At 56.7% G+C, this 26,597-nt stretch carries 21 protein-coding genes; 4 read left to right on the top strand and 17 right to left on the bottom strand.

What is annotated here, in order from left to right:
* Positions 1–104: 104 nt before the first annotated feature.
* Entirely contained in the window at positions 105–1,544 is a 1,440-nt protein-coding gene (locus BM069_RS15005; RefSeq protein ID WP_093324887.1) for a hypothetical protein, read from the bottom strand.
* Entirely contained in the window at positions 1,544–3,232 is a 1,689-nt protein-coding gene (locus BM069_RS15000; RefSeq protein ID WP_093324885.1) for a DUF3131 domain-containing protein, read from the bottom strand. Before BM069_RS15000 ends, BM069_RS15005 begins: the two co-directional genes overlap by 1 nt.
* A gap of 420 nt (positions 3,233–3,652) precedes the next feature.
* Between BM069_RS15000 and BM069_RS14995 the strand changes: the two genes are divergently transcribed.
* Positions 3,653–5,455: an ATP-binding cassette domain-containing protein gene (locus BM069_RS14995; protein ID WP_170846760.1), complete on the top strand. Its 1,803-nt coding sequence runs from the start codon at positions 3,653–3,655 to the stop codon at positions 5,453–5,455.
* Positions 5,436–6,656 carry an HlyD family secretion protein gene (locus BM069_RS14990; protein ID WP_139216216.1) on the top strand — a complete coding sequence of 407 codons (1,221 nt, stop codon included), beginning with the start codon at positions 5,436–5,438 and terminating at the stop codon, positions 6,654–6,656. The genes BM069_RS14995 and BM069_RS14990 overlap by 20 nt, the downstream gene beginning before the upstream one ends.
* Positions 6,657–6,730: 74 nt before the next feature.
* On the opposite strand, the gene BM069_RS14985 is transcribed toward BM069_RS14990, so the two are convergent.
* The 5 genes from BM069_RS14985 to BM069_RS14965 all read right to left on the bottom strand — a co-directional run bounded on the left by BM069_RS14985 (position 6,731) and on the right by BM069_RS14965 (position 13,268).
* Positions 6,731–8,035 carry a DUF3131 domain-containing protein gene (locus BM069_RS14985; protein WP_093324879.1) on the bottom strand — a complete coding sequence of 435 codons (1,305 nt, stop codon included), beginning with the start codon at positions 8,033–8,035 and terminating at the stop codon, positions 6,731–6,733.
* Positions 8,010–9,824 carry a glycosyltransferase family 2 protein gene (locus BM069_RS14980; protein ID WP_093324878.1) on the bottom strand — a complete coding sequence of 605 codons (1,815 nt, stop codon included), beginning with the start codon at positions 9,822–9,824 and terminating at the stop codon, positions 8,010–8,012. The genes BM069_RS14985 and BM069_RS14980 overlap by 26 nt, the downstream gene beginning before the upstream one ends.
* A 36-nt stretch (positions 9,825–9,860) precedes the next feature.
* Positions 9,861–10,478: a hypothetical protein gene (locus BM069_RS14975; protein WP_139216215.1), complete on the bottom strand. Its 618-nt coding sequence runs from the start codon at positions 10,476–10,478 to the stop codon at positions 9,861–9,863.
* Positions 10,479–10,618: 140 nt separating this feature from the next.
* A complete protein-coding gene (locus tag BM069_RS14970; RefSeq protein ID WP_093324874.1) occupies positions 10,619–12,112 on the bottom strand; it encodes a sugar phosphate nucleotidyltransferase in 1,494 nt (497 codons plus the stop codon).
* A gap of 10 nt (positions 12,113–12,122) precedes the next feature.
* Complete coding sequence (locus tag BM069_RS14965; protein WP_093324873.1) at positions 12,123–13,268, bottom strand: acyltransferase; 1,146 nt, start codon at positions 13,266–13,268, stop codon at positions 12,123–12,125.
* Between the two features lie 160 nt (positions 13,269–13,428).
* On the opposite strand from BM069_RS14965, the gene BM069_RS14960 reads away from it, so the two are divergent.
* On the top strand, positions 13,429–13,956 hold the full coding sequence (locus BM069_RS14960; RefSeq protein ID WP_170846758.1) for an OmpA family protein: 528 nt from the start codon (positions 13,429–13,431) through the stop codon (positions 13,954–13,956).
* Positions 13,957–14,021: 65 nt separating this feature from the next.
* On the opposite strand, the gene BM069_RS14955 is transcribed toward BM069_RS14960, so the two are convergent.
* Positions 14,022–15,101, bottom strand: coding sequence for a peptidoglycan-binding domain-containing protein (locus tag BM069_RS14955; RefSeq protein ID WP_170846757.1), 1,080 nt, complete (start codon positions 15,099–15,101; stop codon positions 14,022–14,024).
* A 380-nt stretch (positions 15,102–15,481) separates the two neighbouring features.
* On the opposite strand from BM069_RS14955, the gene BM069_RS14950 reads away from it, so the two are divergent.
* Positions 15,482–16,228: a family 16 glycosylhydrolase gene (locus BM069_RS14950; RefSeq protein ID WP_093324868.1), complete on the top strand. Its 747-nt coding sequence runs from the start codon at positions 15,482–15,484 to the stop codon at positions 16,226–16,228.
* Here the strand turns inward: BM069_RS14950 and BM069_RS14945 are convergent.
* The 9 genes from BM069_RS14945 to BM069_RS14905 all read right to left on the bottom strand — a co-directional run bounded on the left by BM069_RS14945 (position 16,191) and on the right by BM069_RS14905 (position 26,596).
* Positions 16,191–17,024: a caspase family protein gene (locus BM069_RS14945; RefSeq protein WP_139216213.1), complete on the bottom strand. Its 834-nt coding sequence runs from the start codon at positions 17,022–17,024 to the stop codon at positions 16,191–16,193. The genes BM069_RS14950 and BM069_RS14945 overlap by 38 nt on opposite strands.
* Positions 16,960–17,379, bottom strand: a complete 420-nt coding sequence (locus tag BM069_RS14940; RefSeq protein ID WP_280137039.1) for an OmpA family protein — start codon at positions 17,377–17,379, stop codon at positions 16,960–16,962. Before BM069_RS14940 ends, BM069_RS14945 begins: the two co-directional genes overlap by 65 nt.
* A gap of 299 nt (positions 17,380–17,678) precedes the next feature.
* Positions 17,679–19,475 (bottom strand): IlvD/Edd family dehydratase, encoded by a 1,797-nt coding sequence (locus tag BM069_RS14935; RefSeq protein WP_093324865.1) that lies wholly within the window; start codon positions 19,473–19,475, stop codon positions 17,679–17,681.
* A 203-nt stretch (positions 19,476–19,678) separates the two neighbouring features.
* Positions 19,679–22,114, bottom strand: a complete 2,436-nt coding sequence (locus BM069_RS14930; RefSeq protein ID WP_093324863.1) for a GcvT family protein — start codon at positions 22,112–22,114, stop codon at positions 19,679–19,681.
* Between the two features lie 107 nt (positions 22,115–22,221).
* Complete coding sequence (locus BM069_RS14925; RefSeq protein WP_093324862.1) at positions 22,222–23,112, bottom strand: FAD:protein FMN transferase; 891 nt, start codon at positions 23,110–23,112, stop codon at positions 22,222–22,224.
* Complete coding sequence (locus tag BM069_RS14920; RefSeq protein ID WP_093324860.1) at positions 23,109–23,633, bottom strand: nitrous oxide reductase accessory protein NosL; 525 nt, start codon at positions 23,631–23,633, stop codon at positions 23,109–23,111. Before BM069_RS14920 ends, BM069_RS14925 begins: the two co-directional genes overlap by 4 nt.
* Positions 23,630–24,451: an ABC transporter permease gene (locus BM069_RS14915; protein ID WP_093324859.1), complete on the bottom strand. Its 822-nt coding sequence runs from the start codon at positions 24,449–24,451 to the stop codon at positions 23,630–23,632. The genes BM069_RS14920 and BM069_RS14915 overlap by 4 nt, the downstream gene beginning before the upstream one ends.
* Positions 24,448–25,344 (bottom strand): ABC transporter ATP-binding protein, encoded by an 897-nt coding sequence (locus BM069_RS14910; RefSeq protein ID WP_093324857.1) that lies wholly within the window; start codon positions 25,342–25,344, stop codon positions 24,448–24,450. The genes BM069_RS14915 and BM069_RS14910 overlap by 4 nt, the downstream gene beginning before the upstream one ends.
* Positions 25,334–26,596 (bottom strand): nitrous oxide reductase family maturation protein NosD, encoded by a 1,263-nt coding sequence (locus BM069_RS14905; RefSeq protein WP_093324856.1) that lies wholly within the window; start codon positions 26,594–26,596, stop codon positions 25,334–25,336. The genes BM069_RS14910 and BM069_RS14905 overlap by 11 nt, the downstream gene beginning before the upstream one ends.
* Between the last annotated feature and the right edge of the window lies 1 nt (position 26,597).

The raw sequence follows: 26,597 nt of genomic DNA, 5'->3' as shown, positions 1-26,597 counted from the left end.
GGCGCAAGTGCCTTAATTCATTTGCGCCAACCGCTTACACGCAAAAGTGCGCAATAGCAGAAGCTTTTCCACACACACCGTGCACCGCTCAGCAGGCAGCCTTTTCACTGTTTGGCCGCAAAATCACGCAAGGCGGGCAGAGCTGCGGAAGCGAAATAGCGCGACAGGAGTTGATACTCCTGAATTGTCGGGCTCACAGCAGCCGCGGCCTCAGCGGACTTTGGCATTTGTGGCTGCGCGATGTCTGCTTCCAGTTCAGCCAAAATCTGATCAACCACATCGGTTTGGTACAGGATTGTGTTTGTAGCCGCCACAGCGGTTTCCGTTTCCAAAGCGCGCTCTGTCGGCATTGGCAATATCTCAGGAGCGCGGATGTCGTCGGACGGCGACATCTGCAAAACGGCCACGGCCGTCTGCATATCCAAACCCAACTCATCCATAAGAAAACGCAAACGATCGGCTGCTGCGTTCGACTCCGCAAGCGGAATGGCATCCGTAGCCTCCTGCTTTGTGGGCACTGAAACGGAGCCGCTTTCCTGCGTCGGTAGATCTTGCTGCTTTAGGTCGCGAAGATCGGCCTGCAATGCAGCAATGGTTTGTAGCAACTCAGCGACCTGCCCAGATGTGTTATCAGCAGGCGCAGGCATTTGCTCCCCCGCACTTGGAAAACTGACAGGATCAGGGTCCGGGCCGGCACGGTCTTGCAGCATCATCCGCTTCAACTCGTCAATCTCCGCCCGCAAACCCTCCGCCTCAGATTTTGCCGCTGTGGTTTCAACCGGCGCGATGAGCGTCGACGCCTGGGATATCACGGTGGGGGCCAAGGCCTGCGGTTGAGGCATCGGGGAGGCCCAGCCGGCCGATTGTGTCATTGACGTAGTTGCCGCATCAGCGCCATTAGGAACCGGCCAACCTCTTGGCAAAACGGAATAATCCTGTCGCGCAACAATCCACCTCAGATATGAGGATACAGCCGCAAACCCCTTGAGGGACACACGGGAAATTTCGTTGCCGCCCCTGCGAGCCGAAAGCTCCCCACCCGAACCCAGCAGCATTTCTAGCTGCATATCCAAAGGCTGAACGATGCGTTCGGGCACCTGAATTTCAGACACGCCTTCCACAACATGAAACGTGTCCCCCGCCGCAACATTTTCCAACTTCAGCTGGATCTGGCCGCGCTCTGTAAGGAACATTTCGAACCCTTCCTTACGGGCCGCGCAAGAATACGTCCGGGGCCGACAAATGACCTCGAACACGTCACGGTCCAATCGGGGTGTCGGTGCAAACCGCGCATAGCCATCAGGGTCAAAGCGAAAATACACGCCTTCAACCAGCCCCTCCTGAAAATTCGGCCAACCAAACGACCCGCGCAGCGCTTGCTGTGCCTCTCGGGCACCTATTGCAAACGGAATCGCAGTATCCAGAATCGCATTTTCGGAGGCGAAACTTCGATTTTCCGCAGCATCAAAGCTGACCTGAGCATCTACATGGCTTCCTATCAGGAGTGCGGAAATAAGAGAAAAAACTCGAAACGAAATAGTCATCAGAAGTCTGCCTTTTCTTGAACAGAGTGGCGCAGGGCCGGCAACCAGTCCTCCTCTTGGGGAGGATCGGGATACTTGCGGACCACACGGGTATCTTGGTCCCGATAGGCCGTGAACCAAACTTCGGTATCGCCGGTATAGGGCGTCAAAATGGGCCCCTGCACTTTGTGAAGCAAAGAGGTCAGGATGATGCCATTGTTATTCGCGGTGAAGATTGACACCCGCCCCTGGCCCCGCTCGTAAAGCCCTTCGTACATACCGTTTTCCGGATCATAGAGCTCGATTATGGCTTCATAGAGCACGTCGGTATATTCGGTGTCCCATAGTGCCCAGAGGCCGAGCGCCGCCTTGGCAGCCACCGCGGAATGGTCAGGGACATAATCTCCCCGTGGCGTCACCGTGTTCCAAGGGTAGCCATCAGAAAATATTGTGTCGTAGGTGAAATAGGGCGGACCTTTGACGTTGTGCTCGGAACGCGCCGTCAGAAATCCGGTCTGCCGCCACCGGTTCTCTTGCACCTGATAAATCCTGTCAGCAAACTCTGCCCGCCAGCCATCAGAATGCAACCACTCAGGCGAACTGTCGTCATGTGGCAAATCGAAACCAAGCTCTAATCCGTCCTGAAGGTAGGATTCCGTCACCACATAATTTTGCGAGTGAAATACCCTTGGATCACGCCCGTCATAGGGGACCTGAACTCCGAAAATGGACGCGGTCAGAAATGGCTCGGCACGGTGGGCCAGCCGCGGCCGGAATCCCCAAAGGGCAAACCCTTTCGCGGCGTATTCTTCATAACCAAGCCGCCCCTCTTGGGCATAAACAGTCTCGCCTGTTTCTTTGTCGACATAGGCGCCGAACATCAGGCCTTCGTCATCAATGACATTGCGAAAATCCCACTTCAGAAGCACCGAGTCGATCGTGTTCGCAAGATAGGGGTAGCGGTTCTTGTAAATCCGCATCCAAACCAGAAACCGACCGATGTCCAATGCGGAGAATCCGATTTCACCGGGCTTGTTGGTATAGTCGACCTTGGCACCCGTTTTGGTGTGATAAACCTTGTTCGGCATCTCTTTGCGGAACAGTTCCAACGACTTGATGGTGGTGAGCAGAAGGGTGATCCGGCGATCAAACTCGGGCTTTTCAATCAGGCACAATTCATAGGCCGCGACGAGTCCCGCCATATAGGACGCGGTATCCCAAAGCGTGGTGGACGGGTAGTTCCCTACCGAGTTGGCAAGCCCTGTGGTTTCTTGGGTAAACGTCTCGAAATAGTGCCATGCCACTTTCGCCGCGCGCAGTTCCCTCTCGTTCAAAAAACCGCGCCGTGTGCGATACTTGCGAACATAGCCATTGTGCCGGTCATATCCAGCAGGACGAGTGGGCATCGTGTTCTTCGTTGCGAAATAGTCCTCAGGCATTTCGCACAGACGCGGAGGTTTTTCACGGCGGGGCTCGCCTTTGACCAAGCTGGTGGTCACACTTGGCAGATTTCCCCGCATCAACGCCGGAATGTCATCCAAATCGCTGCCTGCAATGATCGGGATCACTTCTTCTTCCTGCGCAAGAAACACCTGCCTGGCCGTCACGCCAACAGTGTAGGTCGCGCCGCCCAGAACGCTGACCGCAAGAAAAAACAAACAAATGCCGGCCACCGGGGACCGTCTGCAAGACCCAAACAAATGCAACATCAAAACACTCCAAAAGGAATGTCTTAATGGAACAGCAAAGGCGTTAAAAAACCTGAAACCGAAAAAGGGACATCTTTTTTCCGCACCTTTTCAACCGCTTGGCGCCACGCAATTTCCAAGATTCAGAAATTCCCGCTCGATTCGCGCGCCGAGCAATAGTCTGCGACGCCAAGATCGGAGCGCAAGAAAACCTTTCTTAACCCCTGTGCCATATAACGGTCTCAAATTTGAGGTTATTGGTTTATGTCAGATATTTCTTCTTCCGGGGAACCCTCGGCTGTTTCGCTTGACGCTTTGAATGCATCTGACCCGGCACCCGTCCGGTTTCGGGATCGGGCCACGCCGCTGTGGGCATCATTACTGTCCACATTGTTTTCCTTAGGAGGTGGTCTGTGTCTTTTTTCTGTGGCGTTATATACGGTGTTTCTCTTTGATCTTGTCGCTGTTCAAGGGCAGGAAATCGTTGCCACCCTGCTGACCGTGTGTGCCTTGGTGCCAATTCTCGGCATCATCATTTTCGAAGTCGGCCATGCCCGCGCCCTTGCCGGCTTTCGATACGCGAGGGACCGCAATTACATCGCGGGTAAGGCGCTGCTTGGCGTCTTTGCCGCTTTCATTTTCAGCCTGCTTAATCCGTTGCTTGTGGCCCCCTTCGCGGTCGGGGCCTTTGGGTCATGGCTTCTGTGCTATGTCGGCGGCAAATCACTGCGTCTGGAACCCATGTGGGAATTCATCCCGAAAGAAGCGCCCTCATTTCTCGGCGGGCGCGACAGGAGGGCCCTTGAATTGGCGAATGCACGCCCTCGCGACGCGTCTCTGTTGTCAGGGTTTCAAACCGCACTCGGCCTATTTGCTCTTGTCGGCGGATGCGCCGCGGCAAGCTGGCTCGTTGCCCGCGAGGTTTTGGCCCCCTCCGCAACAGGCGCAATCGCATTGATGACCTATTGGTCTGTTGATGCCTTCGCCGGATTCGCCCGACAAATGGCCGTAAGCGACCCCGAGCGGGAAGGCAGAGCAGCCTCAATCACGATTCTTCCGCCAGACGACACCGAAGGTGCAGAACCCGATGTCGGTCTTCAGGTGAGCCACCTGACCGTGCGCCGAAAAGACGGACAAAAGCTACTCGCCGACCTTTCCTTTACGGCCGATCCCGGCGCCCTAATAGGACTGTCCGGAGACGGATTTTCCGGAAAAACACTTTTAATGAAGGCCATTCTCGCTCCCCACGATCTGTCCGACCTGGACGTAGAGGGGCGTGTAACACTCAACGGCACAAACTTGTGGATACGCAGCGGCAAAGATCAGGATTTCGCCGCCGTTCTTGTTCCACCTCAACCTGACTATGTGCCAGGCGGCGGCGCGAACAATCTGTCCTGCTTTGGAGGCAGCGCGCGCCTTGAACGTGCCCGAAAAATCCTGAAATCTCTGGTTTTTACCTCGGATGTGGTTGAGCGTATCACGGATGCGGGGGATGTCGCGCACCTCTCTGCCACTGAACGCAAGGCTATGGCATTTGCGCGGGCCTTCGCCTTGCGGCCCCGCCTTTATCTATTCGACCGCCCCGAAGACGGCGCTTCGGGAAAGCTGTTGGGGGCTTTGGCCAATCGCGCCATTGCCGACACCAAATTGGGGGGAATTGGCCTGTTTGCCACCGAAAATCGCCAACTTTTGGACGCTTGTGACAAACTTCTGATGCTGCAAAACGGGCGGCTTATCGAATACGCGGCCAGCTCCGAAGTCCGTGCCAGACAATCCGCTGGCTGGAGCAAGTTTGTCACCGAGCGCGACCTCGACAGCGAAGAGGCTCTTGACGCCTGGCTCGGCGCGCAGTTTCGCCGCGACGGGGATGAGGGCAATCGACGTGCCGTTTGCATGATTGCCAATGAGCTGCTGTCGGTTGCTTGCGCCGTAACTTCCGAGGGCGATAACATAACGGATCGGATCGCGTTTGAGTTCAAACACTTTGCAGGCCACTGTCAGTTGCGCCTACTGGATCCGCACCTGGCTCTGTCCAGTGGCGCGATGGCAAAAGCCCGCGCGGCAGCCAAAACTTCTGTAGAAGGCGAGCGTCTCTCGCCTTTGGCCAAAGTTATCCGTGATTCGCTGGATGTGGACGTCGCAGATACCGACGCCTCAAGGCATGTGACCGTTTCAATCAAGACCTACGACCCTCGCAAACAAACGCAACGCAAGGCGAGCTATGATGACACGACAGTCCGTTGATCCACGCGCACCACGGCGCCCTCATGCAAAAGGGTTGCTTTGGCTGGGATGGGCGGTCTCGGCATCTGGCTTGCTCGCTCTCAGCGGTGCCCTTTTTTCGGAAGCGCTGACGTTTACGGATGTGCGCCGGTACCAAGGCTATTTTGACCCGGCCGTGACGCGCCAACCGCTGACAGTTCCCGCAGATGTTCCTCTTGCGGCAGTGCTCGTGAGGGAAGGAGAAGACGTGGTTCAAGGCCAGCGTGTTGCGTTGTTTGACAGCGCACAACTGAAAGCCAGGATTACATTTCTTCAGGAAGAATTTGCGCTCAACCGTCTTGAACGCGATTGTCTCATGCGAGGCTCTACATCGGCCGATCGCGACACAAGTGCAATTGCCGGCAACGACGATTTCAAACTACGCGCCAAGACCGTGCTGAACCGCTGCGCGTTGCGGCACAAGGAAAATGCCCTTGTCGTGTCAGAACTTGTGCAAGGCCGCAACGCATTGCACCTGCGGGCACAGCTCGCTCATCGCGAAGCGTTAGAACGTGCCCGCCTGACTGCGCCGTCGGTGCGCCGCGTGCTCTCGCTGCGTGCCGCGATAGAACGTGGTGAACTGGACGCAGCTATTGCGGGACTTGAGTTTGATTTGGCAGCCGAAGCCACCCGCCAGGCAGGCCAGATCCAAAACGAGGTTGCCAACCTCGAAGCCAAGTCACATCAACTACGCCGGAAAATCCAATCTTTACAGAGTTATGCAGAGGCGCCCTATCTGGTCGCGCCTGACTCAGGCAAGGTCATACGCGTTCGCAATCTTCCGCTGCACGAAGCTTTTTCCTCCGAGACAACTCTGGTTCAACTGGAGGCAGAGACTCCCGAAGTGTTTGAGGCAACGTTGTTTGTCCCCCTTGATGAAGTCGCTCTTGTAGATCCAAACCGCAAGATATTGGTACATCTGGCTGGATTGCCACCCGCAGTGTCCTCTGTACCAGCTCACGTCACGGGCACGACCAGATCACTGGTTTTGGCCAACGGTCAACAGGTCGCCACAGTCAACATCGCGCTTGATCTTTCCGACACCGAACCCAACGGCGGTCTCAACGGCGCTGACCTTCTGCAAAATAGCTCCGGTCGATCGGCCATCACAGCGACCTTTTCGAATACGACTCTGTCTTCGGCAATCTTGCCCGCTTGGTATCGCTTGGGCAGCTATTTTTAGGACGGACGGAAAAGGAACTCCCGCAAAAAAACGCAACGCCAAGGCGTCGCGTTTTTTACCCTCAATTCACGAAATCAATGGCCCGCAAGAGGACCCTTTGCAATATAGTGCACCGCCTCTAACACCACGGCGTTGGTGTTAAGCGTGACAATTGTGTTGGCGCGGCCATCAGATTCATATCGGCCCGCGGCCCACCCGTCAGGGCCTTCCAATCCCGCCATATGTGACCGCGCCGCTTGTGAATACTCTGTGCCAAAAAGGGCGTCCCATCCAAAGGCGGCCTTCAGGCTCACTGCCCGCAGTTCATCAAACTGTTCTCCTGCTTCCGACACCACGGCCCATGGCTGTCCGTTGCTAAAGACCGAGCCATAAAGAAAGTGCGGAGCCTGATCGATGTGGTCTTCCGAAACCATCGTTATCGCTCCAGTCCTTTCAAATCGGGCCTCCTGGGCTTCATAAATTCGGCTTGCCAAAAGCGCGCTTTCAGAATTCAGGCCGAGCTCAAAAGCTTGCAACAAATACGGCTCGCTCAGGGTTGGTGTGATCGCGCCGAAATCCTGTGCGCGGCGAATATCCACCGGCACATCGACGTCAGATACCTCAGTCCAGTTCAATATCGTTCGCGCGCTGCTGGCTTCGAGAACATCCAACCCCCACAGGGCTGCGGCGCGGGCGCCGTACTGCTCGTATCCAATTCGACCTTCCTGCAAATACCGTATTTCTTCACCCTCCCGCGCGGCCCCATACAACCGGCCCTGATCCGCCATCGCAGCGAGATCCCAACGCGCCAGCAATGCGCGCACCCGCGGGCCTGTTTCGGGGTGCTTCATCTCAAGAACCCTGAACGCCATCAACATCCGCCCGAGATCCAATGCGGACCATCCGATGCCGTCCGGCGACGGCGTGTTGTCGTATGTGACCATCTGTAAGGTCGTTGTGTCATAGACCTTATTGGGCAGGCGCCCATCAAACAGGGGGATCTCCTCCAGCGCAGAAAGCATCGCCGAAACCCGTTCGTGAAATTGCGCATCGTCAATGAGGTCAATTCCATTCGCAGACACCAACGCCAGAAGGTGCGATCCCTGATCCCAAAGCGTCGTCGATGCAAATCCGGATACAGAGTCAACCAAGCCGGTTTCCGGACGGACATTCGCCTCAAAATACCGCCATGCCACCCGCGCGGCTGCCAGATCTTCTTCAGTTATTCCCCGCGCCGGTTGCGCCACAAGTCCCGCACTTTGCATGGGTTCAAGGAAATCTCTGGCCTTGATCATCGCCATGTTTGTTTCGGAAAACAAAGCAAAGGCAGCTGCGAGGCCCAACCCGCCGACAAAGGCGAGGCTGCCTAGGTTGTTAAACCGGCGTGATTGCATAGTCATCTGAAACCTCCAATTCTGCCCCCACCTTGGGCTGGGCAAGTTCGAGCGCGGGATGCCAGAAAGCGGCCCGAACCAATTGCGTCAAAAGTCCAACATTCCAAATTAGCCAAAACAAATTGGTCCACAGCATTGAGGCGCTGTAACCCTCGGACCCTAATTTTGTACGGATGGCGCCCACAAGGCCGGCCGAAATCATCACACCAATCAGGACAATATTTGGCCAAACAACCGGCCAAGTGCCCCCAAATCCGGGCTTTTTGGGCGTGGTTGGAAACTGTGGCCTCTTACCTCGCGCGACCAGAGACAACGCCCGCAGATTTATCGGCAGCGCAGACATCGAAAGTGTTCTCCCCGCCCCCAAATTGTACCCCTTGCACGTCGCCATCATTGCAATTTCGGAAAAAGCGACGGCTGGCAAAAAGTGTACAAAAAATTCAATCGAATATGCCTCAACAGGGGTGATGCCAAACATCAAAGACACTGCCGGCGCCAACAAGAGTATGGGTGCCCAAAGCACAGACAGATAAGACCAGAATGTCGCGGCATAGTGGAACTTGACCGGCCATCTCATGCCCGATTTGAAAACGGGATTTTCGCGCAACAAAATGTCAAAGGTGCCGCCCGCATATTTCAATCGTTGTGTGGCCCACGCCTGAAGGGACCAAGGGGACAGCATGCGCGCCTCGACCTGCGGGTGAAACACCGAAATCCACCCCGCTTGCACATCTCCGTGCAGCAAAATGGACGTGTAGATATCCTCCGAAACATGAAAGCGGTATGGCTCAAGAGGAACACAAGGCAACGCGGACAGGCGCGCCTTGGCGGCCCCCTCTGTCATCTTTTGGATTTCCTTGGCCTTGCGTTTCATGGCTTGATCAAAAATGGCGTCTCGCCGGTGTATGGATCCCGCTCCGCAGCAAAACGAGGCGCCATTGCGATTGCGGCGGCGTTGGATGATGTCAAAAAAGACGGCCGGATCAGATAGAAACGGATCCGTACCCGTTCGATGCCCTCTGGACAGCCACCGAAACAGGGGCGCCGCAAGCCGACGCCACAGGCCGCCGCGATGTGTGGCCCACACATCCCAATCGACACCCTCAGGAATGTCATAAAACCAATGAGGCGTTTGCACCCACGCCACTTTGGGATCGTGAAAATAGCCCAACGTGTGGATAAGAAACGTCGGCAGCAAACGCGTGTCGGCATCGCAGATCACAACAAAATCCCCGCTGGAATGAAACAGCGCGTTGCGCAGATTGCCCGCTTTGAACCCGACATTATCCTCCCGTCGCAGATACCCCACGTCATGCCGGCGAGCCAAAGCCGCCATTTCCAGACGATCCCCGTCATCCAGCAAATAAATCCGCAAAGCCACATTCGGGGGCAAATCAAGTGCTCGCGCGGCTTCCAGAGAGGGCTCAACCACATCACAGCTTTCATCAAAACTTGTGACAAACACATCCACCCCAATCGGCTCCGAAGAGTCATCTAGACCGGCATCCGTCCGTCGCGCAGGCGCCGACCTCCGCGGCGTGTCTTTTTCCCGCCAGATGTCGAAGTAAAAGAGCAAAGTGCCCAGAAAAAACAGGGTTTCGGCAAAGGCAACCGAGACTGAAAACCAAATGGCATCCGGGTTCAGGGATGCCCCCCAGCGCCACACCAAATACCACAAACCGGCAGCCACCGTGGCGCCCGCCCAAAAATGCCACGCGCGCTCGCGCCTTTTTGACATAGGCTCAAATGTCGGAGGCATGCGACCTTCAAACCGTCGAAAATAGGATGATGTCATAAAGACTGTCCCTTACAACTTGCATTGACCTTGAATTCAGCGACCATTGACCTGTCGATGATCACGCAAAAAGGCCTCCCCAATACGTAAAATTGCGTCTTCTTCGTTGCCTATGTGATCCTGCGCGGCGGACCCTGTTGAGTACGACCAAACACCCGCTGGCACTTTGATCCTAAGGTCACGTGCCAAAAGGATGTCCTGACTGAGCGAGGCAAAGACCGAATAGGCGTATTCGCAATCTTGATCCCGATCTGTGAACGAAAAATAGAGGTTCAGGATTGGCTGTCCTGGTATGCGCGCCACTTCGTCTTTGCCCACGACGCGCACACCGCCAGCCGCCAGCGTTTGAACAAACCTCTGATGCAGTGACACACCAAAATTGTCGTCAAAACCCGGTGGCGGTTTCAGCCCGGTTAGGTCGACATGCAGCGCGTTGATTCCGCGAAGGACTTCGATTTTCTCGGAACGCGGCAAAGCCTCCGGTTCAAAGCCCAATGTCAGTTTGGCCTGATTTCCGGAACAGACAACCGGTGCTTCGGGGTGTTCGCCAAAGTGGAAAGCGTCGTTTGAACGGCCCTCTGTCGCACCAAACAGACGATAGATGAACGCTGTGTTGTCGGTCGCAAGTGGGCGGCTTGCGTAAGTCTTTTCCACCAAACATTGGGCCCCGTCTGGGCAGTGCTGACCAATAAATTTGACCTTTTCCCACAATATCCAAAAACGGTCCTCATCCGAATGAACCGCGCCCGCCGCGCAAACGACCAACGCGGTCAACGCCCCCCTACAGAGCCGCTTCATCCCATCCCTCTTTGTGACAGGTGGGGACCGGTTTCCTGCTCCACACGTTCCGCCGATATCACGCCGTCCAAAGGAGATTCATCGGACGGAAAGTCGACTTGCTGATCAATGCTCACCGCCCAGTCCTTGCTGACAATCATATCGGTGACCCATGTGCCGGAACTCACACGCGTCCACGGCTGCACGACCGCGCGCTTAACAACTGTGCGGGCGCAAATCTCAGCACCCTCGCCAACAATGGCGGGTCCCTCAACATGGGCCCCCGCCTCAATGGTAGCATCAGGGCCAACATAACAGGGTCCGACCACAACCGCGCGAGAAGACACTTTTGCTGACGGGGACACCCAAACGCCGTCCCGGTTCAACGCGCCCGTCGGCGTCGTTCCGGAAAGGTCCCCGCGCAGCACTTTCTCTAAGGTGCGGAAATAGTCCCGAGTATTTCCCAAATCAGCCCATTCAAAAGGTTCTTCAAACACCTGGACCTTGCCCCCTCGCGCCAAAATGCGCGGAAGCAGATCGCCACCGATATCGGCACCGGATCTTTGCGCCATCCCTTTCAATGCACGCGGGCTAAACACATAAATCCCGGTGCTAACCAACGTAGAGCGAGCCTCTTCTGGATCTGGTTTCTCGCAGAACTCCAGCACGCGACCGGCCGGATTTGTCACCAAAACCCCATATTTGGAAATTTCCTTACGCGGAACATGCGTGGCCGCAATTGTGACCTCCGCACCGGACGCGCGATGCGTTTCGACCAACTTGCAAACGTCGATGTCGGTTATTGCATCACCACAAAAGACAAGAAAATCTTCGTCAAACGCGTTTTGACGGTCCTGCAAACGCTTCAATGTGGAGGCTGACCCAAAAGGATCTGCGTGCCAAACGCCTCCGACAAAACCGCCTTCATTGGCAAATTGAATTGACCGGCGGGCGGTTGTCGAAAATGCCTCGTGAATTTCCGGAGCTTTGTAGCCTGGGTTCAAGATGAAATCCCGCACGCCGAACCGACCCAAATGATCCATGATGCGGCTCAACGCGGGTTTACCCGCGATATCCAACATAGGTTTCGGCAAATCCTCGGACAAAGGCCGCATGCGCGTGCCAGTTCCGGCGCAAAGAATCACCGCTTTCATTCCCGCAAGACGTTTTGCCTGGACAGCTGGCGCCGAAAGGGCACCCTCACGAGTTTCGTGGTAGCTTAACAAAGACGACAAGGGGCAGCGCGCAATTTCGCCGGCCACATGAGGACGCGCACCGAAAAAGTTCAGGGTGACATCTTGTTTTAGCTCACTCTGCAATTCGACCAATGCCGCCAACCCAGACCGCGTAACCCGACGCACCCCACCAAGGTCCATCAAAACGGACGTGCGGCCGCGGTCCACCACCCTGCCAAGGGCCTGCTGCAAGGGCACAAGGTCCGCCGCGGTCAAGCGACCACAAGCAACCTTTACGATCGAAATGAGATCCACATCTTCGCAATTCGTCAGCATTCATTCTCTCCTATTCCAAATGTGCGTGGGTTTGGCCGCGCGTCAAAAGCCGCGGCAAAGAACCAAGGCCAATTGTCCAAGCCAACGACGGCATCTTGGACAGCGCAAAAACGAACCCGCAGGTCGCAGGCAAAGTCCAGGCGAGCTTCGACAGAACTTGCTGCATGGGGGGCAGCGGCAGATCGCGTATAGTGATTTCGGCAAGATCCAGAAAAATCGGATGGCACAGGTAAATGCCAAAGGAATACATCGACACTTTGGAAATCCACGCTGGCCATTGCCTTTCGGCGAGACACATGCACAGCGCAAGTACAAGCGCCGGCATCAAAAAATCCGCCCAATATCCAGGTTCATAGGCAAAGTCCCATGCCCCCGTTTCAACCACGCGCGCGGTCGATATTGCCTTGAAATAAAACAAAAAAACGGCGATGAGCAAAAGGACAGGCACCCAGCTTATCCGGTCCTTGGCCGGAAACTTGCGCCAAAGCCCCAAAATTGCGCCGGCCGCCATTCCATAGCCCACATACGTGGTTACTTTTATGAGCCTCGCGAGGTATGGCAGAACGTCCGTATCCCAAAAGTATTGGTAAACCACGCCATCCAGATTTCGTTTGACCAACAAAAGAATGAGAATGAGCAGACCCCAGATCGGCTGCCGTTCTGACAAACGAAACAGTGGGAAAAACAATATCAAAGCAAACAGTGTTGGAATGAAGTGCATATGGTACTTCACATCCCCCAGAAGAAGAAAACCTAGCCACTCAGCAGGGGACAAAACGCGCGCTATTTCTGCATCCGAATAGCCATACTGTTGCGCCTTCAATATCCCGTAAGCGGCGTAGAATGCTGTCCAAAAAATAAAAGGGACAAGCAGCCGGCGCGCCTGTTGCTGAAGCACAGTCCCATACCCGCGCGGGCGGTGGTCCAACGCCATCAAAAGCAACAGAACCGAAATCATCAGGAACAGCTCGGTCCGCGCCGTATATAGGACCGCGCGCAAGACCATAGGCCCCAAACGTTCCTGTGGAGACGCATCCGCGAAAGGCTGGCCCATTGGGTCTGCGGTTGCGTGCAGGCCAACCATAGATAAGCCGGCAAACAATCTTAGCGCGTCAATCCAGGTATGCCTCTGAGGGAGAACGGGAGCTACGCCCATGAAATCACCAAAACCAAAAAAACTCGAAAATATGGCTTCAGACTTACGCCAATCCCCAAAGATTTCGTAAATGCACTTGGATAATTTTCCTTTTTTGTTCCCGCCCTGTTCACATTTCGTTAGCTTCTTTTTCTTAACCTTTGTGGCAAGGAGATTTTCGATGAAGACGCATTTCGCCGCGGGCTTACCGCTTGTTTTTTATTGCCTTCTTCCGACGTCCACTCTGGCCCTGACGGCCCAGGAGCTTTGCGAACGCGTGTATCAACAATACGGTGTCCGCGCCGAGGAGTGCGACGCGGCAGAGGACAGGTCACAACAGCTCACCGAGGGCCTACTTGATGACGAAATCCGTGAAAGCGCGGTATTTTTTCCCAAAGGCGGGTCGCAGCTTGACGACGACGCCCGACTTCAGATTTCAGTGCTGATTCAGGTTCTCGAAACGCCGCTTATGACTGGCGCATGCCTGCGATTGGTCGGCCATTCAGACACCTCCGGATCGGCGACACGCAATCTTCAGATTTCGCAAGAACGGGCGGCTGTTGTCGCGGAAGCGCTGCGCTCAGGTCTTCGAGATCGCTCTCGAATCAAAGAGGTCTTGGCTGAAGGCGAAACTCGCCCTCTTTCCGGATTTTCGGGTGCCTCTTCCCAAAACCGTCGTGTGGAAATTCTGGCTCGGGACTGTCCCTGACCGTGCCGGATCGCGTCTCTCTCTCGTAAGACGCGCAAAGGCCCGCCTTGTGGCGGGCCTTTTCTTCATCCACCGTCTCCTAGTGTCTTGATGAAGTGATAGAGGTTCTTGTAAACTTCCTCACAATCACCTTCCTCCACACATTCCGGATCGCGCGCCGGCGCCACGCCAACAGACGGCGCGGCGGCCCTTTTCGGCGGTGTCTTCCGTGTTGTAGCGGCCTGCACTTCCGTCGCCGGACGCATAGCCAATTCCGGGTTCGGAAGTTTGGCCGCCACCGGTGTCTGCCGGCGCAGTTCACGCAACGTATCAAAGTCCACAACGCCGTTTGGCAAGAGATGGTTTCTCGATTGAAAGGCGCTCAACGCACGGCGTGTGGCCGCATCAAGTGCGCCCGTTTCGTGGGCCTGAAGAAATCCCATTTTCGACAAGAGATCTTGCGCCTCGGCGATTTGCGCGGCTTCGGACTGGTGTCGGGTTTGGCGTTCCTGTTTCTCATTGCCCTTGGCGTCTGTCGGCGCACCGTCCAGACAGGTCCAGTAGGGCACGCCCGCGTGACGCCCAAGCAGTTCAATTGCACCAACCTCAATCAGATTTCGCACGGCCTGACTACGGCTTTCGATTCGTTCGATCCGCAATGGCGCGCCGAGTGTTCCAGTTTGAATGATGCCAAAGGCGCCCGCCTCAAACCGTTTTTGCGTCACCACCATAGAATTTGCGACCGAGGCACCGGGCAGAATTCGGCGACTTGGAAACGCCACCAGATGCATGTCGACAGTCACAACCGAAAGACTTCGAGAGCCTCGAATATATCCCTCGGAAATGCCTTTATCCGCGGCTTTGTCGTATCCCAAAGTTAAGGCATTGTCAGACGGATCATCGTCGATCTGGCTGATCGAGCCACGAACATACAATTGCGGTTTGACCTCGTCTTTCTTTCGCGTGGTGACGATCTCCAACTGGCCAAAACCGGAGATTCTGGCCTGATCCAAAAAAACATAGCGAGAGTTGGAACGATTCATCTGGTTGATGGCGTTGATCAACATGTCATCGGCGCCGACGTCGATGTCGTCGGTTTCATCGGGAAATCCGGAAGACGAAATCAAAACAGATCCTTTGCCCGCCTGCGCCAGTAATCGATCCATACAATGCAAGGCGTTGGAAAACGAAGTGAAGTTGCGAGCAGGCCTTGTATTGGGTTGCGCGATCGCTGGGGCGAGTGTGGCGTGTGGGCCGACACACGCCGTACCTGCCAATAGCATTGCCAGCGCGCCAAACGCGCGACGCCACACTGAAAACTCGTACCGCATCACAAAATCCCAAAATCTATATGGAGATTTTAGGGCGGCCACATTGCTCAAGTCTTAATAAGGCAAATTTTCCCCATGTCTTAGCGGAATTTGGGAAAAAAACAGGGCGCACGAGCTATTAACCAAAACCGACGATTTTTCTTGCCCCGCCTTGAGAGCCAAGCAACACAGATTATTAATCTTAATAAACGTTAACCTTAACAAACGGTGCCGTCATGACGAGGCTGTTTCGGGCATTCGCAGCATTCTGGGGACTGATGATTGTGAGCACTGGCACGCCAGCAATTGCAGCAGAGGGGTTCTCGGATACCTTCCAATCCCATCCTGTCACTGGATGGCATGTGGCAGACTACACGTTTTCTCACCCACATTTCGACACCGACTGGTCCCGAGGGCAACTGCGTTTTGAAAATGGGGTGCATCTGAATTTGTCGCCTCAAGCCAACCAAACCAATCGGTTCACAGGCGCCTCGATCCGGCGAGAAAACACCACACACTACGGTCGGTACGAAGTCCTGATGAAACCGGCCCGCGGTGAGGGTGTGGTGACTGGCTTTTTCACCTATACCGGTGCGTATTATGGCACCCGACACGATGAAATTGACATCGAATTTTTGGGCAAAGACACAACTCGCCTACACATTGCCTGGTTTGTGGATGGCGTGTTGAAAAACATGTTCATCGACCTGGGATTTGATGCTGCGGATGCGCCTCGAATCTACGCTTTTGAATGGTTGCCTGATCGCATCCGTTGGTACGCCGAAGACAGGTTGGTTTTTGAAGTGACCGAAGGAGAAAGCGACTTGCCCTCTCTGCCGAGCTTCCTTTTTGCCAACATCTGGGCTGCGGACGAGTCCCTTGATGCTTGGTCAGGCACCCCACAAGCGAACACACACGCTAGCGCGTTTGTCGGCGAGGTCCGGTTCATCCCCCTGAAAGACCTGCCTCAGCCGCTTTCCTAGTTGCAGCCCCGCGGCCGATCTTCGCCTCTTGCAAAAGAACGTCAATACTCCATGGCACCTGTTGCCCGCCCGTCGACGCGACAACGCGACGGCGGATTGATCTCATGGCGGCACCAAGTGTCTGCGTAGGCCCCGCGATTTCCGAGACCAAAGCGTCGGCAAACGGGCTTAGGGACCCTACTCCGTCAAATGCAGGCGCCCCCGGTTGCGCCGCAAAAGCAACAAACGTACCTGCCGGAAAGTGTAGAGCAGGCCCGGACAAAGGCGCCATTGATCCCGACACCGGTGTGCGGCAGGCATCAAGAAAAACGATTTTTTGACGCGGCTTGTCTGAAATTGCACGCATAACCACCTGTAGCGAAACCGCATAGCGCGCCAGATCCACACCATGCGGCGGCACATCCCGCCCCAGCAAATAGCCATGCCCGTTCTGTTGTGCCCCATGGCCAGAAAAATAGACAACAATCTGGCTTGCCTCGCCTGCCGCAATCCGCAGCTTCGCCAAGGCCGTCAGCATCTCCGCCCGATCCGCGTTGGCAATCAGCGTCGTCTGGTACCCCGCACGCTGTAGAGACAAGGCAACCGCCTGCGCATCGCGCGTTGCGTTTTTTAGGTCTGCAACATGGGCATACTCACCATTGCCGATGACAAGTGCGACTGGGGCGGTTTGCGACACACCCATTGTGCAAAACAAAAACCAACTGAGAAGTCCAAAGGCGAAACGCACGATATCAACACCCGTCGCCAGTTTGTGACTTGGCGAGGATTTCGACACGCCGATTGAGAGGATGTGCACCCGGAACCCCGGGAAGACCGACTGTTTCTCCGCGTGCCTCCGTTGAAAGGCGCGCCGGCAAAAGCCCCCCCTTGGCGACAAGATATGCCGCCACCTGCGACGCCCGTTTCTCCGACAGCTTTAGATTGTAGGCCAAGCCGCCGACGCTGTCGGTGTGGCCCACAAGCTTTAGACAACTGCTTTGCAGCGCAACACTGCCAAGCACTTGCGCCAAGCGGTCCAAATGCGCGCTATATTCTTCCGTCAGCTGATCCGAATTGAAGGCGAACCGGACAAAATACCCCTGCTCTTCGGCCATTGTCCTCAAAGGCGCAGCCTGCTTGGAAAACGCGGGCTCCGGCGACAGTTTCCGCAAAGCACCATACCCATCGGGATCTGGCTGTTTGCAACCCGCATCCACACGCCCGGTCAGCGCGAAAAATATCGCGCATCGATCTGCATTTACAGGTAACTCGCGCACTTCGGCCGAGGCGGCGCCAGCCAAAGGAACCAACAAAAAACACGCGGAAAACGCCGCGAAACACCAAAAAAATCCACGCAAAACCAATTTGACGCCTCCGAAACACAGAGCTCAATGAAGCAAGAATGCCCCACAATCGTTAAGCAATGGTTCAGGAACCGACTAAACTATGATGCTTTTTCAGTTGCTCGGTCTTAGTGGTTGTTTCTTGGCCTGTGTTTTCTGGCAATATCACGGTATTGGGGCGCATCGCGCAGGGTCATTCCCTGATCAAACGGTTGCACCATCTCACGGAAATATTGTTGCCAGGGCGACTGGCTCTCAGGCACCGCATAGCCCCCCGAAGTAACCAGATCCGCAGCCCGTTTTTGCAGCTCGGCAAAATCCACCAACATGTCGGCCGTGCATTTACTCAAGTCAAATCGCACGCGGTCTCCGGTCTGCAAAAGCGCCAAACCGCCGCCATCCGCAGCCTCCGGCGACGCGTTCAATATCGACGGCGATCCCGAGGTGCCCGATTGCCGCCCATCGCCCACGCAGGGCAACTCATTGACCCCCTGCTTCAAAAGGTAGGACGGCGCGCGCATGTTCACAACTTCCGCCCCGCCGGGATACCCTTTCGGTCCGGCACCGCGCATAAATAGAACACAGTTTTCATCAATGTTTTCCGCAGGATCATCAATACGAGCGTAAAAGTCCTCCGGCCCGTCAAACACCACTGCGCGACCTTCAAAGGCGTTGGGATCATCGGGATTTGACAGGTACTTGGCACGGAACTGATCCGATATGACCGAGGTCTTCATAATCGCGCTGTCAAAGAGATTGCCGGTCAAATTCACAAACCCGGCTTCGGCCACGATAGGCGCATCCGCTGATTTGATGACATCCGTGTTCATCACTTCTCGGGTCTCGCAGTTTTCCCTCATGCTAAGGCCGTTTGCCGTGATCGCATCGGGGTGCGGCAGCAGGTCGGCCTTCATCAGTTCCGAAACCACAGCCGGAACACCACCCGCGCGATGATAATCCTCACCAAGATAGTCACCCGCAGGCTGGAGGTTCACCAACAGCGGAACTTTGTGGCCTATTTCCTGCCAGTCGTTGTTGTCCAAGGGCACGCCGAGGTGGCGAGCGATGCCGTTCAAATGGATCGGTGCGTTGGTCGAGCCGCCAATCGCCGAATTGATGGCAATCGCATTCTCGAAAGCCTCTCGCGTCATGATGTCAGACGGGCGTAAATCATCCCAAACCATCTCGACGATCCGTTTTCCGGTCTCATAGGAAATTTGCCCACGTTCTCTGTAAGGCGCTGGAATCGCAGCGGAACCTGGCAGTTGCATACCCAAAGCTTCGGCCAGAGAGTTCATCGTTGTGGCGGTTCCCATGGTGTTGCAGTATCCCACCGATGGGGCCGATGACGCCACAACATCCATGAACCCTTCGTCGTCAATTTCGCCGGCGGCGTGCAATTCGCGGGCTTTCCAGACGATTGTTCCAGACCCTGTGCGCTCTCCACGGAACCAGCCGTTCAACATGGGACCAACCGACAGGGCGATCGCAGGGATATTCACCGTTGCCGCGGCCATCAAAAGAGCGGGCGTTGTCTTGTCGCAGCCGATGTTTAATACAACGCCATCAATGGGATAGCCGAACAAAGTTTCCACCAAAGACAAATACGCGAGGTTGCGGTCAAGCATCGCGGTGGGCCGTTTTCCGGTCTCCTGTATGGGATGCACGGGAATTTCGATCACCGTGCCACCCGCCGCAATCACACCGTCGCGCACGCGCTTGGTCAACTCTATGTGGTGGCGATTACAAGGGCTTAGGTCGCTTCCGGTCTGGGCGATCCCGATGATGGGTTTGCCGCTCTGAAGCTCCTCACGGGTCAGCCCATAGTTCAGGTATCGTTCCAGATAGAGCGCCGTCATTTCCTGATCTTCGGGATCATTGAACCACATGCGGGAACGCAATTGCTCTTTGGTGATTTTCGCCATGAGGTCCTCCCTGACCCGTCGGTATCATGTCGGTATTGCGTCGGTATCGCGACGGCAAAGCGACTGTGCCAAGTCTCGTCCGCAGCCCAACTGTTTGGGCGCTAACATTGCGCTCAAAAAGGACGGGAAATCCGGCAACAGTCAAGAGCAAGCCGCCGCAAAAGCCGCAACCGCCCTAATTTGGCGCACCTCATGGGATCAACTCACCCCCGAGGATGGGTCAGGCCCGCGTCATAAGGACTTGGCTCAATGACTGTTGCGGCAACGATATCGCCACAGACATCAATATTGACGCCGGTTCCCACACCACACAAATCAGACCGCAAAAACGCCATCGCCAGATTGAGTCCCGTCCGGTGCCCCCAAGCACCGGATGTTACCGTGCCGACGACTTGATCTGCTTCGATCACAGAGGCCCCCCCAAGGGCTGGGGCGGTTTCTGTGTCCAATGCAAGCGTGACAAGCTTTTGAGAAGGAGGCTCTGCCTGCCTCCGTGCCAATGCGGATTTCCCGACAAACTCCGGCTTTTCCATAGTCACAAACCGCGTCAGACCGGTTTCAAACGGGTCAAACTCCGTCAGCAGTTCTGCCTTCCAATGCAGGTAGCCCTTCTCAAGTCGCATAGATTCGATGGCCCGCGCGCCAAAGAGCGTCATGCCAAATGCGTCGCCCGCTTTTCGCAAAGCAAGGTAGGCTCCGTAGAGCTGGTTGTTGGGCACGTGGATTTCATAGGCAAGCTCGCCGGAGAAACTGACCGCCATGATGGTGGCCGGCGCAATGCCGACAAAGGCTTCCCGCACCGACAGCCACGGGAACGCCTTAGCCGACCAATCGCCCCTTGATACGGCCGACAGCACGTCACGCGCCTTGGGGCCAGCGAGCAGAAGAATGGTTTGCTCATTGGTCAGAGAGCGGATGCTGACGTCTTCCTCGGGGCGCAGATGCGCGGTCAGCCAGTCCATGTCGTGGCCTTCACTGGCCGCGGCGGAGCCATACCAAAGACGGTCCGGCCCACGATCGCTGGCGGGCAGGTTCGCCAAGGTGGCCTCGGATTTGATCATGCCGTGCTGGTTGAGCAAATAGGCCAGCCCGACACGTCCGTCTTTGCGTGGCAAGCGACCACAGATCATGCGATCCATAAAGGTGTGGCGGTCAGTGCCGGTGATCTCAAAGCGGTTGAAGCCATTGATTTCGCTGAGCCCTACGCCGGATTGCACAGCTTTGACTTCGGCAGCTTCGACGTCAAAGACCTCGGTAAACCCGAAACCATGGGTTTCCGTGAAATCAGGCGATGGCTTGATGAAATCCATGCGTTCCCAGCCGTTTACCACGGCAAACTCCGCGCCTTCGGCGGCCAGCACCGGTGTCAGCGGCGTGGTCTTGATCGGGCGGCCCGCGGGGCGGTGTTCATGGGGGAAGTGGAATCGGAATTCGTTCTGATAGTCCTCGATGGCCTTGAGCGCCGTGAGTTCGACATTGTCGTGTCCCGTGAAACGGCGCGGGTCGATGACCCATGTGTCGTAACAGGCCTCGCCGTGCACAATCTGCTGCGCCAAGAGCCAGCCGTGCCCGCCGCCCTCACCCAACCCCGCACGCAAGCCGATGATGCAGAAAGCGTTTCGTTTGCCCGGGATTGGTCCCACCAGCGGCGCGCCGTCTATAGTGTAGGTTATAGGCCCGTTGATCACCGTGTGAATGCCCGCCTCCATAAGCGCGGGCATGCGGTCAAAGGCCCCTTCGAGCACATCAGTCACGCGGTCCAGATCATCGGGGCAAAGCGCATTCGCAAATCCCGGATCGATGCCGTCCATGCCCCACGTCTTGCAATCTTGCTCGTAGAACCCGAGCAGAAGGCCATTCTTTTCCTGACGGCAGTAATAGTCGCTGATCGGGCAGCGCAGGAGCGGCATGCGATGGCCTGCATCACGGATCGCGGGAATTTCTTCGGTCAAAAAATACTGATGCTCCATCGACGCGACGGGATGATGCACACCCATCATCGCGCCGACCTCGTTCACGCGATACCCGCAGGCGTTGACCACAATGTCGGCGTGAATGACGCCTTTGGGCGTTGTCACCTCCCATGTGTCGTCTTTGAGCTGTTTGAGCGCAGTGACCGGTGTGTGACGATGCACCTCGGCACCCGCCTTGCGCGCGCGGCGGGCCAGCGCCTGACAGAGCTGCGCGGGGTCGATGTCCCCATCCAGCGGATCCCAAAGGCCACCCAGCAGGTTGTCGGTAGAGATCAACGGATGCCGACGGGCGCATTCTTCGGCGTCGAGAACTTCGAAATGCACATCCATCCCGCGCGCCATGCTGGCAAAATGGCGATAGCCGTCCATTTGTGCTTCGGTATTGGCGAGCCGGATACCGCCATCCCCGTGGTGATAATTGATCGGATAATCGGGGTCGTTTGCGAGTTCTTCGTAGAGATTAATAGAATGGGTTTTCAGCCCGACCATCGTCTGCGTCATACCAAAGTTGGTAACTTGCGCGGCGGAATGCCAAGTGGTGCCCGACGTCAGCTCGTCACGCTCCAGTAGCATGACATCGCTCCAGCCCTCCTGCGTGAGATGATAGAGCGTCGAGCAGCCGGCGATGCCGCCGCCGATGACCACAACTTTGGTACGATCCTTCATGCTGCCCTCCACAGGAACCCGTTGGGAACAGGGCAGCTTGTTCACCCCACCTCTGTCAAGCGTGGCGGTGTGTGTGGGGGGCGTCTGGCCTGTTTGCGACAGCGGCCTTAAGTAAGTGCGATGACCTCTGCACCGTCAAATTGCGCGACCATAGCGGTCACGGCTTCGGTGTGCATCAGGCAGGCAGCGGTCGAGAGCGCGTCGGCCAAAGCGGCCGTGGGGGCTGCGATGCTGACCAGAGATTGGGTCGGCTCGTTGCCAAAGGGGTGCAGGATATGGCTAGCGCCATCCGGCAGGCGGAAGCCATCAACTGCGGAGGTTGCCATCGCGCGGTCCGTCAGGGTCAGCTTGCGCAGCATTTCCCCCTGCGGGTTGATCACACCAACACGCCAAGGCTGGCCAGCCTCGCGTTCACCCATCGCGGCAATCTCGCCCATATCAAGCAGCACATTGGTCAGGCCGTGCGACTTAAGCAGCGCGGAAATGCGGTCCGTCACTGTGCCCTGTGCGATGCCGTTCAGCGTAAGCGCCATGCCGGGTTTGGCGAGGGTCACGGCCTCGGTGTTGAAGCCAACCTTGGACCAGCCGATCATCGCCTTTGCCGCGGACAGATCGCCACCTTCGGCGTGCGCAGTCCAAAGTGCCTGTACGGTGGGGTCAAACGCCCCCAGACTGGCCTTGTTCACCCGATCACTCAGGCTCAGCACCTGTAGCAATTCCGGCGCGGGCGTAGCGAGCATGCCGTTGCGATTCAAAAGGGTCAGTTCGCTTTCGCGATAGAGCGAGAAGATCAACTCCAGACGTTCCAGTTCAGCCTGCACTTCGGCAAAGATGCCTTCGGCTTCGGCTTGGTTCAGGCCGGAAATCTTCATACTGGCCTGAGCGCCAAGCGCCACACCGCGCCATTCGGCAAAGGTGGCAGCCGCCACAGGAGAAGCAGCGATGCCCGCCGCGCAGGCAGACACAGCAAGAAAACGGCGGCGGTTGAGATGACTCATGACGGTGTCTCCAATGGTGCGTTCAAGTCGACTGCGCCCAGCGCGGCCTCATCCGGTATGGCTTCAAGAGCCACAACGGAACCGCCCCAGCGCGCGGCAAACTCCGCCGCGTCGTCGAGTTCGGCAAAGGGTACTATTTCCGGCGCGCCCATGCCACCGGCAACCGGCGCATCAATCACAAAATGTGCCTGATCGGCGTTGATCCAGTTCTCAACACCTGGTTCTTGCCAACTCGTGGCGGTGCCCATATCGCTCACATAGACCCCCACAATGCGGGCGTCACGCTCCGGGCTCTTTAGGTAGGCTACCAAATCCCGCACCTGCGCAAAAAACAGCGGCGCAGGAAAACCTTCCAAATGGATCTGCCCCTTTGGTCCGCCATGCTCCGAAACATTCATCTGGCAAAAGAAGCTCAGTGCCTCTTCAGTCAGGGCAATTGGCGGCGGCGGGGCGGCGGCTTCCTCTTCCTTGCAAGCCGCCAACGAAAGTGCGGCCATCAAAGCAAGTGTCAGGTGTTTCATGGCTCAACCTTCCGGAAGGCAAACCGCGCCAAAGCAAAGCCGATCAGCGGCCACACAAGCAGGGACAGAGGTGCGGCCCACACCGGCAATGCGCTTGTGGCGCCGACCATACCGCTGGCCATGGCCACACCATCGGCCGCGGCGACGTTCCACAAACGGAAAGCATCGGCGGGGTTGGCGACCATCACCCAAGGAAAGACAGTCTGGGTAAACCAGCCGCCGCTATCCATGACCACTGCGCCCAGCAGGCCAAGATCATAAAGCACAACAAAGATCAGCCACATTCCAGCGGCCATGCCGGCGGCGGCGGCGGAACTGCGGGCGATGGAGGACACAAAATAGCCCAGCGTCAGGAAAACGCCGCCCAACACGATGGACGTGCAGATCAGACGGACCAGTGCCACAACGCTCTCGGCACTTGCGCCACCATTGAAAGCGGCCACGGCCCCTGCGGCCCCAAAACCGATGATCATGGCAATCGCCAATGCCGCCAGATGGGCGGCGAATTTGCCAAGCAGCACTTCGCCACGGCCAGCCGGATAGCTGAGCAGGAGGCCCAAACTGCCCCGTTCGGCTTCGCCAGCCACCGCATCAAAAGAGATCATCAAGGCCAGAAGCGGCGCAAGATAGACTGACAAGGTCGTCATAGAGGTGACGGAAATCGTCAGCATGTCCACGCCCAACGTGCCGGTCGGCGCGCTTCCGGCAAAGGTCAGCGCCAGCGCGAACAAAAGCATGATTAGGGTCGCCACAAACAGCCAGCGATTGCGGGCCAAAATGCGCATCTCGGCGCTTGCGATCGCCAAAAAACGGGTCATTGCACACCCTCCTGAGCAAAGTGGCGGTAAAGGTCTTCGAGCTTGGGCGGGGTGATGTCCACATCGGCAACAATGTCGCCGAGTTCGGCAATGTTGCGCAGGGCTTCCATTTTGCCGTGGGCTTCGATTTCCATCTCCACCGAGGCGCCATTTTTGCGCTGCCCGCCGGTTTGAGCCGCGATCTGATCCGCCATGCCGTCGGTCGCCCGTATCCGCAAGCGGGTGCGCAGCCCGGCCTGCGTGGACAGTCCAGCGAGTGTATCGTTGGCCACCAAATGCCCTTTGCGCATGATCGCGATCCGGTCCGTGCGCGCTTCCACTTCGGTCAAGGCGTGGCTGGCGATCAAGACCGCGCAGCCTTCGTGGGCGAGTTCGTCGATGATGGCATAAAGATCCTGTCGCGAAATCGGGTCAAGGCCGCTGGTCGGCTCATCCAGAAGCGCCAGTTTCGGTTTACCCAACAGCACCTGCGCAAGGCCAAGACGTTGGCGCATGCCTTTGGAATACGTCCCGATGCGGCGATCCAGTGCATCGGCCAGACCCACGCGCGCCATGATGCCCTCGATATCGGGCTTCACACCGGAAAGACGCGCGAAAAGCACCAGCTGTTCACGCCCTGTCAGCGCAGGGTGAAAACTCACCGCTTCAGGCAGAAACGCAGTTGCGGCGCGCGCGGCTGCGCTGCCGGGTTTGTGGCCCGCGATGCTGATGCTTCCGCCGGTGGCGGGCGTAAGACCCAGCACCGTTTTGATCATCGTGGATTTGCCCGCGCCATTGTGCCCAAGAAGCGCGACGCGCTCTCCTGCCTTCACGGACAGAGACACTTCATGCAAAACGCGGATCTTGCCACGATCTTTGCTCAGGCCCTCAATGTTCAGAATGTCATCCATCATGCGCTACCTTTCCAGCGGCGGCCGGTTTTACCGGCTTCATAAGAGGGAAACTGTCAATCACACCACCTGGCAGCAGCGCCGGAAACGCCGATTGTGACCAGCGCACAAGTTGCACGGCTGGGGATCCAAGCAGAAGTTTGGCAGAGGGTTGCTGCCACAGAATATGATCCATGCTGTCGTTGGGGCGATACGGCGCATCTCCCAAACCGTCGCCATTCACATCATAGGCCGCGTTGTCGCTCCAATAGTTGCCGCGCCCGTCTTCGGACCACTCATGCCACTTGGTGCTAACCAGTTTGACCTGTGTGCGGTTGCCGACAAAAGCATTGCCATAAATCTTGTTGTCCTGGCTGCCTGCAGAGAAATGGATGCCGATCCCGCAGCCTTCGAACCAGTTGTCGGCAAAGGTGTTCTTGTTGGCGTTATAAAGGAAGGTGCATTTTTCCTTGGCACCCCGCACGTAGTTGCCAGTGATCACAGAACGGTTAGCGTAGTTCAGCATCACGCCATGTTCGCGGTCGTTGATCGACACGTTGTCCATCACCTTGACATTGGAGGTGAACATCACCGCATAGCCGAGGTCGTTATTGATCGAGATATTGCCCCGCACTTCGGAGCGGTCTGCATACATGTAATGCACCGCAAAGCGCAGATCGCGGAAGGTGTTGTTGCTGAAGATGTTCTTCTTGCTGGAATTCACAAAGATGCCATCGCGGCCGTATTGCACGTCGTTGCCATCCACCACCGCGCCCGGGGCATTCCAGACATAGACGCCGTTGCCACGATCATTCACGCGTTTATCCAGACGACCTTCGATCTGGTTGCCTTGGACCAGCGCGTCCTTCGCGCCATGAATGTCGATGCCATAAAGGTTGCCCAGCGAGACATTGTTCAAAATCTGGGGAGCATAGGCGGATTTCTTGAGCTGAATGCCGCTGTCGATGGTGTCGTGACTGTCGCCCGAGCCGATCACGGTCACACCGCGCACGGTCACATCATCGCCGGTCACGGTGATCACGCTGCCGATGCCACCTGCATCAAGCGTCGCATGTCCTTGTCCGTCCAGCGTCATCGGGCGATCCAGAACCACCGCTTCGTTGTAAGTGCCGGCACTCAGGCGGAGGGTGTCACCATCCGCCGCCTGAGCCAGTGTTTCAGCAATGGCCCCATCCCTGAGCGGGACGTCCCACTCCGCCGCCCAGAGGCAGGTCGAAGCAAGGCACAGCGCCAGAGAAAGGGGCCATTGTTTCATT

The sequence above is a fragment of the Shimia haliotis genome (assembly GCF_900114415.1).
In the GTDB taxonomy this organism is placed as follows: Bacteria; Pseudomonadota; Alphaproteobacteria; order Rhodobacterales; family Rhodobacteraceae; genus Shimia; species Shimia haliotis.
Note: the sequence above shows the minus strand (reverse complement) of the source record. Positions and strands in the feature narration are given on the sequence as shown.

What these genes read in the sequence shown, in the direction of transcription:
- BM069_RS14970 (WP_093324874.1), bottom strand. Translation starts at nt 12,112, where the DNA reads ATGCTGACGAATTGCGAAGATGTGGATCTCATTTCGATCGTAAAGGTT.
- BM069_RS14950 (WP_093324868.1), top strand. Translation starts at nt 15,482, where the DNA reads ATGACGAGGCTGTTTCGGGCATTCGCAGCATTCTGGGGACTGATGATT.
- BM069_RS15000 (WP_093324885.1), bottom strand. Translation starts at nt 3,232, where the DNA reads ATGTTGCATTTGTTTGGGTCTTGCAGACGGTCCCCGGTGGCCGGCATT.
- BM069_RS15005 (WP_093324887.1), bottom strand. Translation starts at nt 1,544, where the DNA reads ATGACTATTTCGTTTCGAGTTTTTTCTCTTATTTCCGCACTCCTGATA.
- BM069_RS14925 (WP_093324862.1), bottom strand. Translation starts at nt 23,112, where the DNA reads ATGAGTCATCTCAACCGCCGCCGTTTTCTTGCTGTGTCTGCCTGCGCG.
- BM069_RS14985 (WP_093324879.1), bottom strand. Translation starts at nt 8,035, where the DNA reads ATGACTATGCAATCACGCCGGTTTAACAACCTAGGCAGCCTCGCCTTT.
- BM069_RS14935 (WP_093324865.1), bottom strand. Translation starts at nt 19,475, where the DNA reads ATGGCGAAAATCACCAAAGAGCAATTGCGTTCCCGCATGTGGTTCAAT.
- BM069_RS14990 (WP_139216216.1), top strand. Translation starts at nt 5,436, where the DNA reads ATGACACGACAGTCCGTTGATCCACGCGCACCACGGCGCCCTCATGCA.
- BM069_RS14980 (WP_093324878.1), bottom strand. Translation starts at nt 9,824, where the DNA reads ATGACATCATCCTATTTTCGACGGTTTGAAGGTCGCATGCCTCCGACA.
- BM069_RS14910 (WP_093324857.1), bottom strand. Translation starts at nt 25,344, where the DNA reads ATGATGGATGACATTCTGAACATTGAGGGCCTGAGCAAAGATCGTGGC.
- BM069_RS14955 (WP_170846757.1), bottom strand. Translation starts at nt 15,101, where the DNA reads ATGGATCGATTACTGGCGCAGGCGGGCAAAGGATCTGTTTTGATTTCG.
- BM069_RS14905 (WP_093324856.1), bottom strand. Translation starts at nt 26,596, where the DNA reads ATGAAACAATGGCCCCTTTCTCTGGCGCTGTGCCTTGCTTCGACCTGC.
- BM069_RS14915 (WP_093324859.1), bottom strand. Translation starts at nt 24,451, where the DNA reads ATGACCCGTTTTTTGGCGATCGCAAGCGCCGAGATGCGCATTTTGGCC.
- BM069_RS14920 (WP_093324860.1), bottom strand. Translation starts at nt 23,633, where the DNA reads ATGAAACACCTGACACTTGCTTTGATGGCCGCACTTTCGTTGGCGGCT.
- BM069_RS14965 (WP_093324873.1), bottom strand. Translation starts at nt 13,268, where the DNA reads ATGGGCGTAGCTCCCGTTCTCCCTCAGAGGCATACCTGGATTGACGCG.
- BM069_RS14960 (WP_170846758.1), top strand. Translation starts at nt 13,429, where the DNA reads ATGAAGACGCATTTCGCCGCGGGCTTACCGCTTGTTTTTTATTGCCTT.
- BM069_RS14930 (WP_093324863.1), bottom strand. Translation starts at nt 22,114, where the DNA reads ATGAAGGATCGTACCAAAGTTGTGGTCATCGGCGGCGGCATCGCCGGC.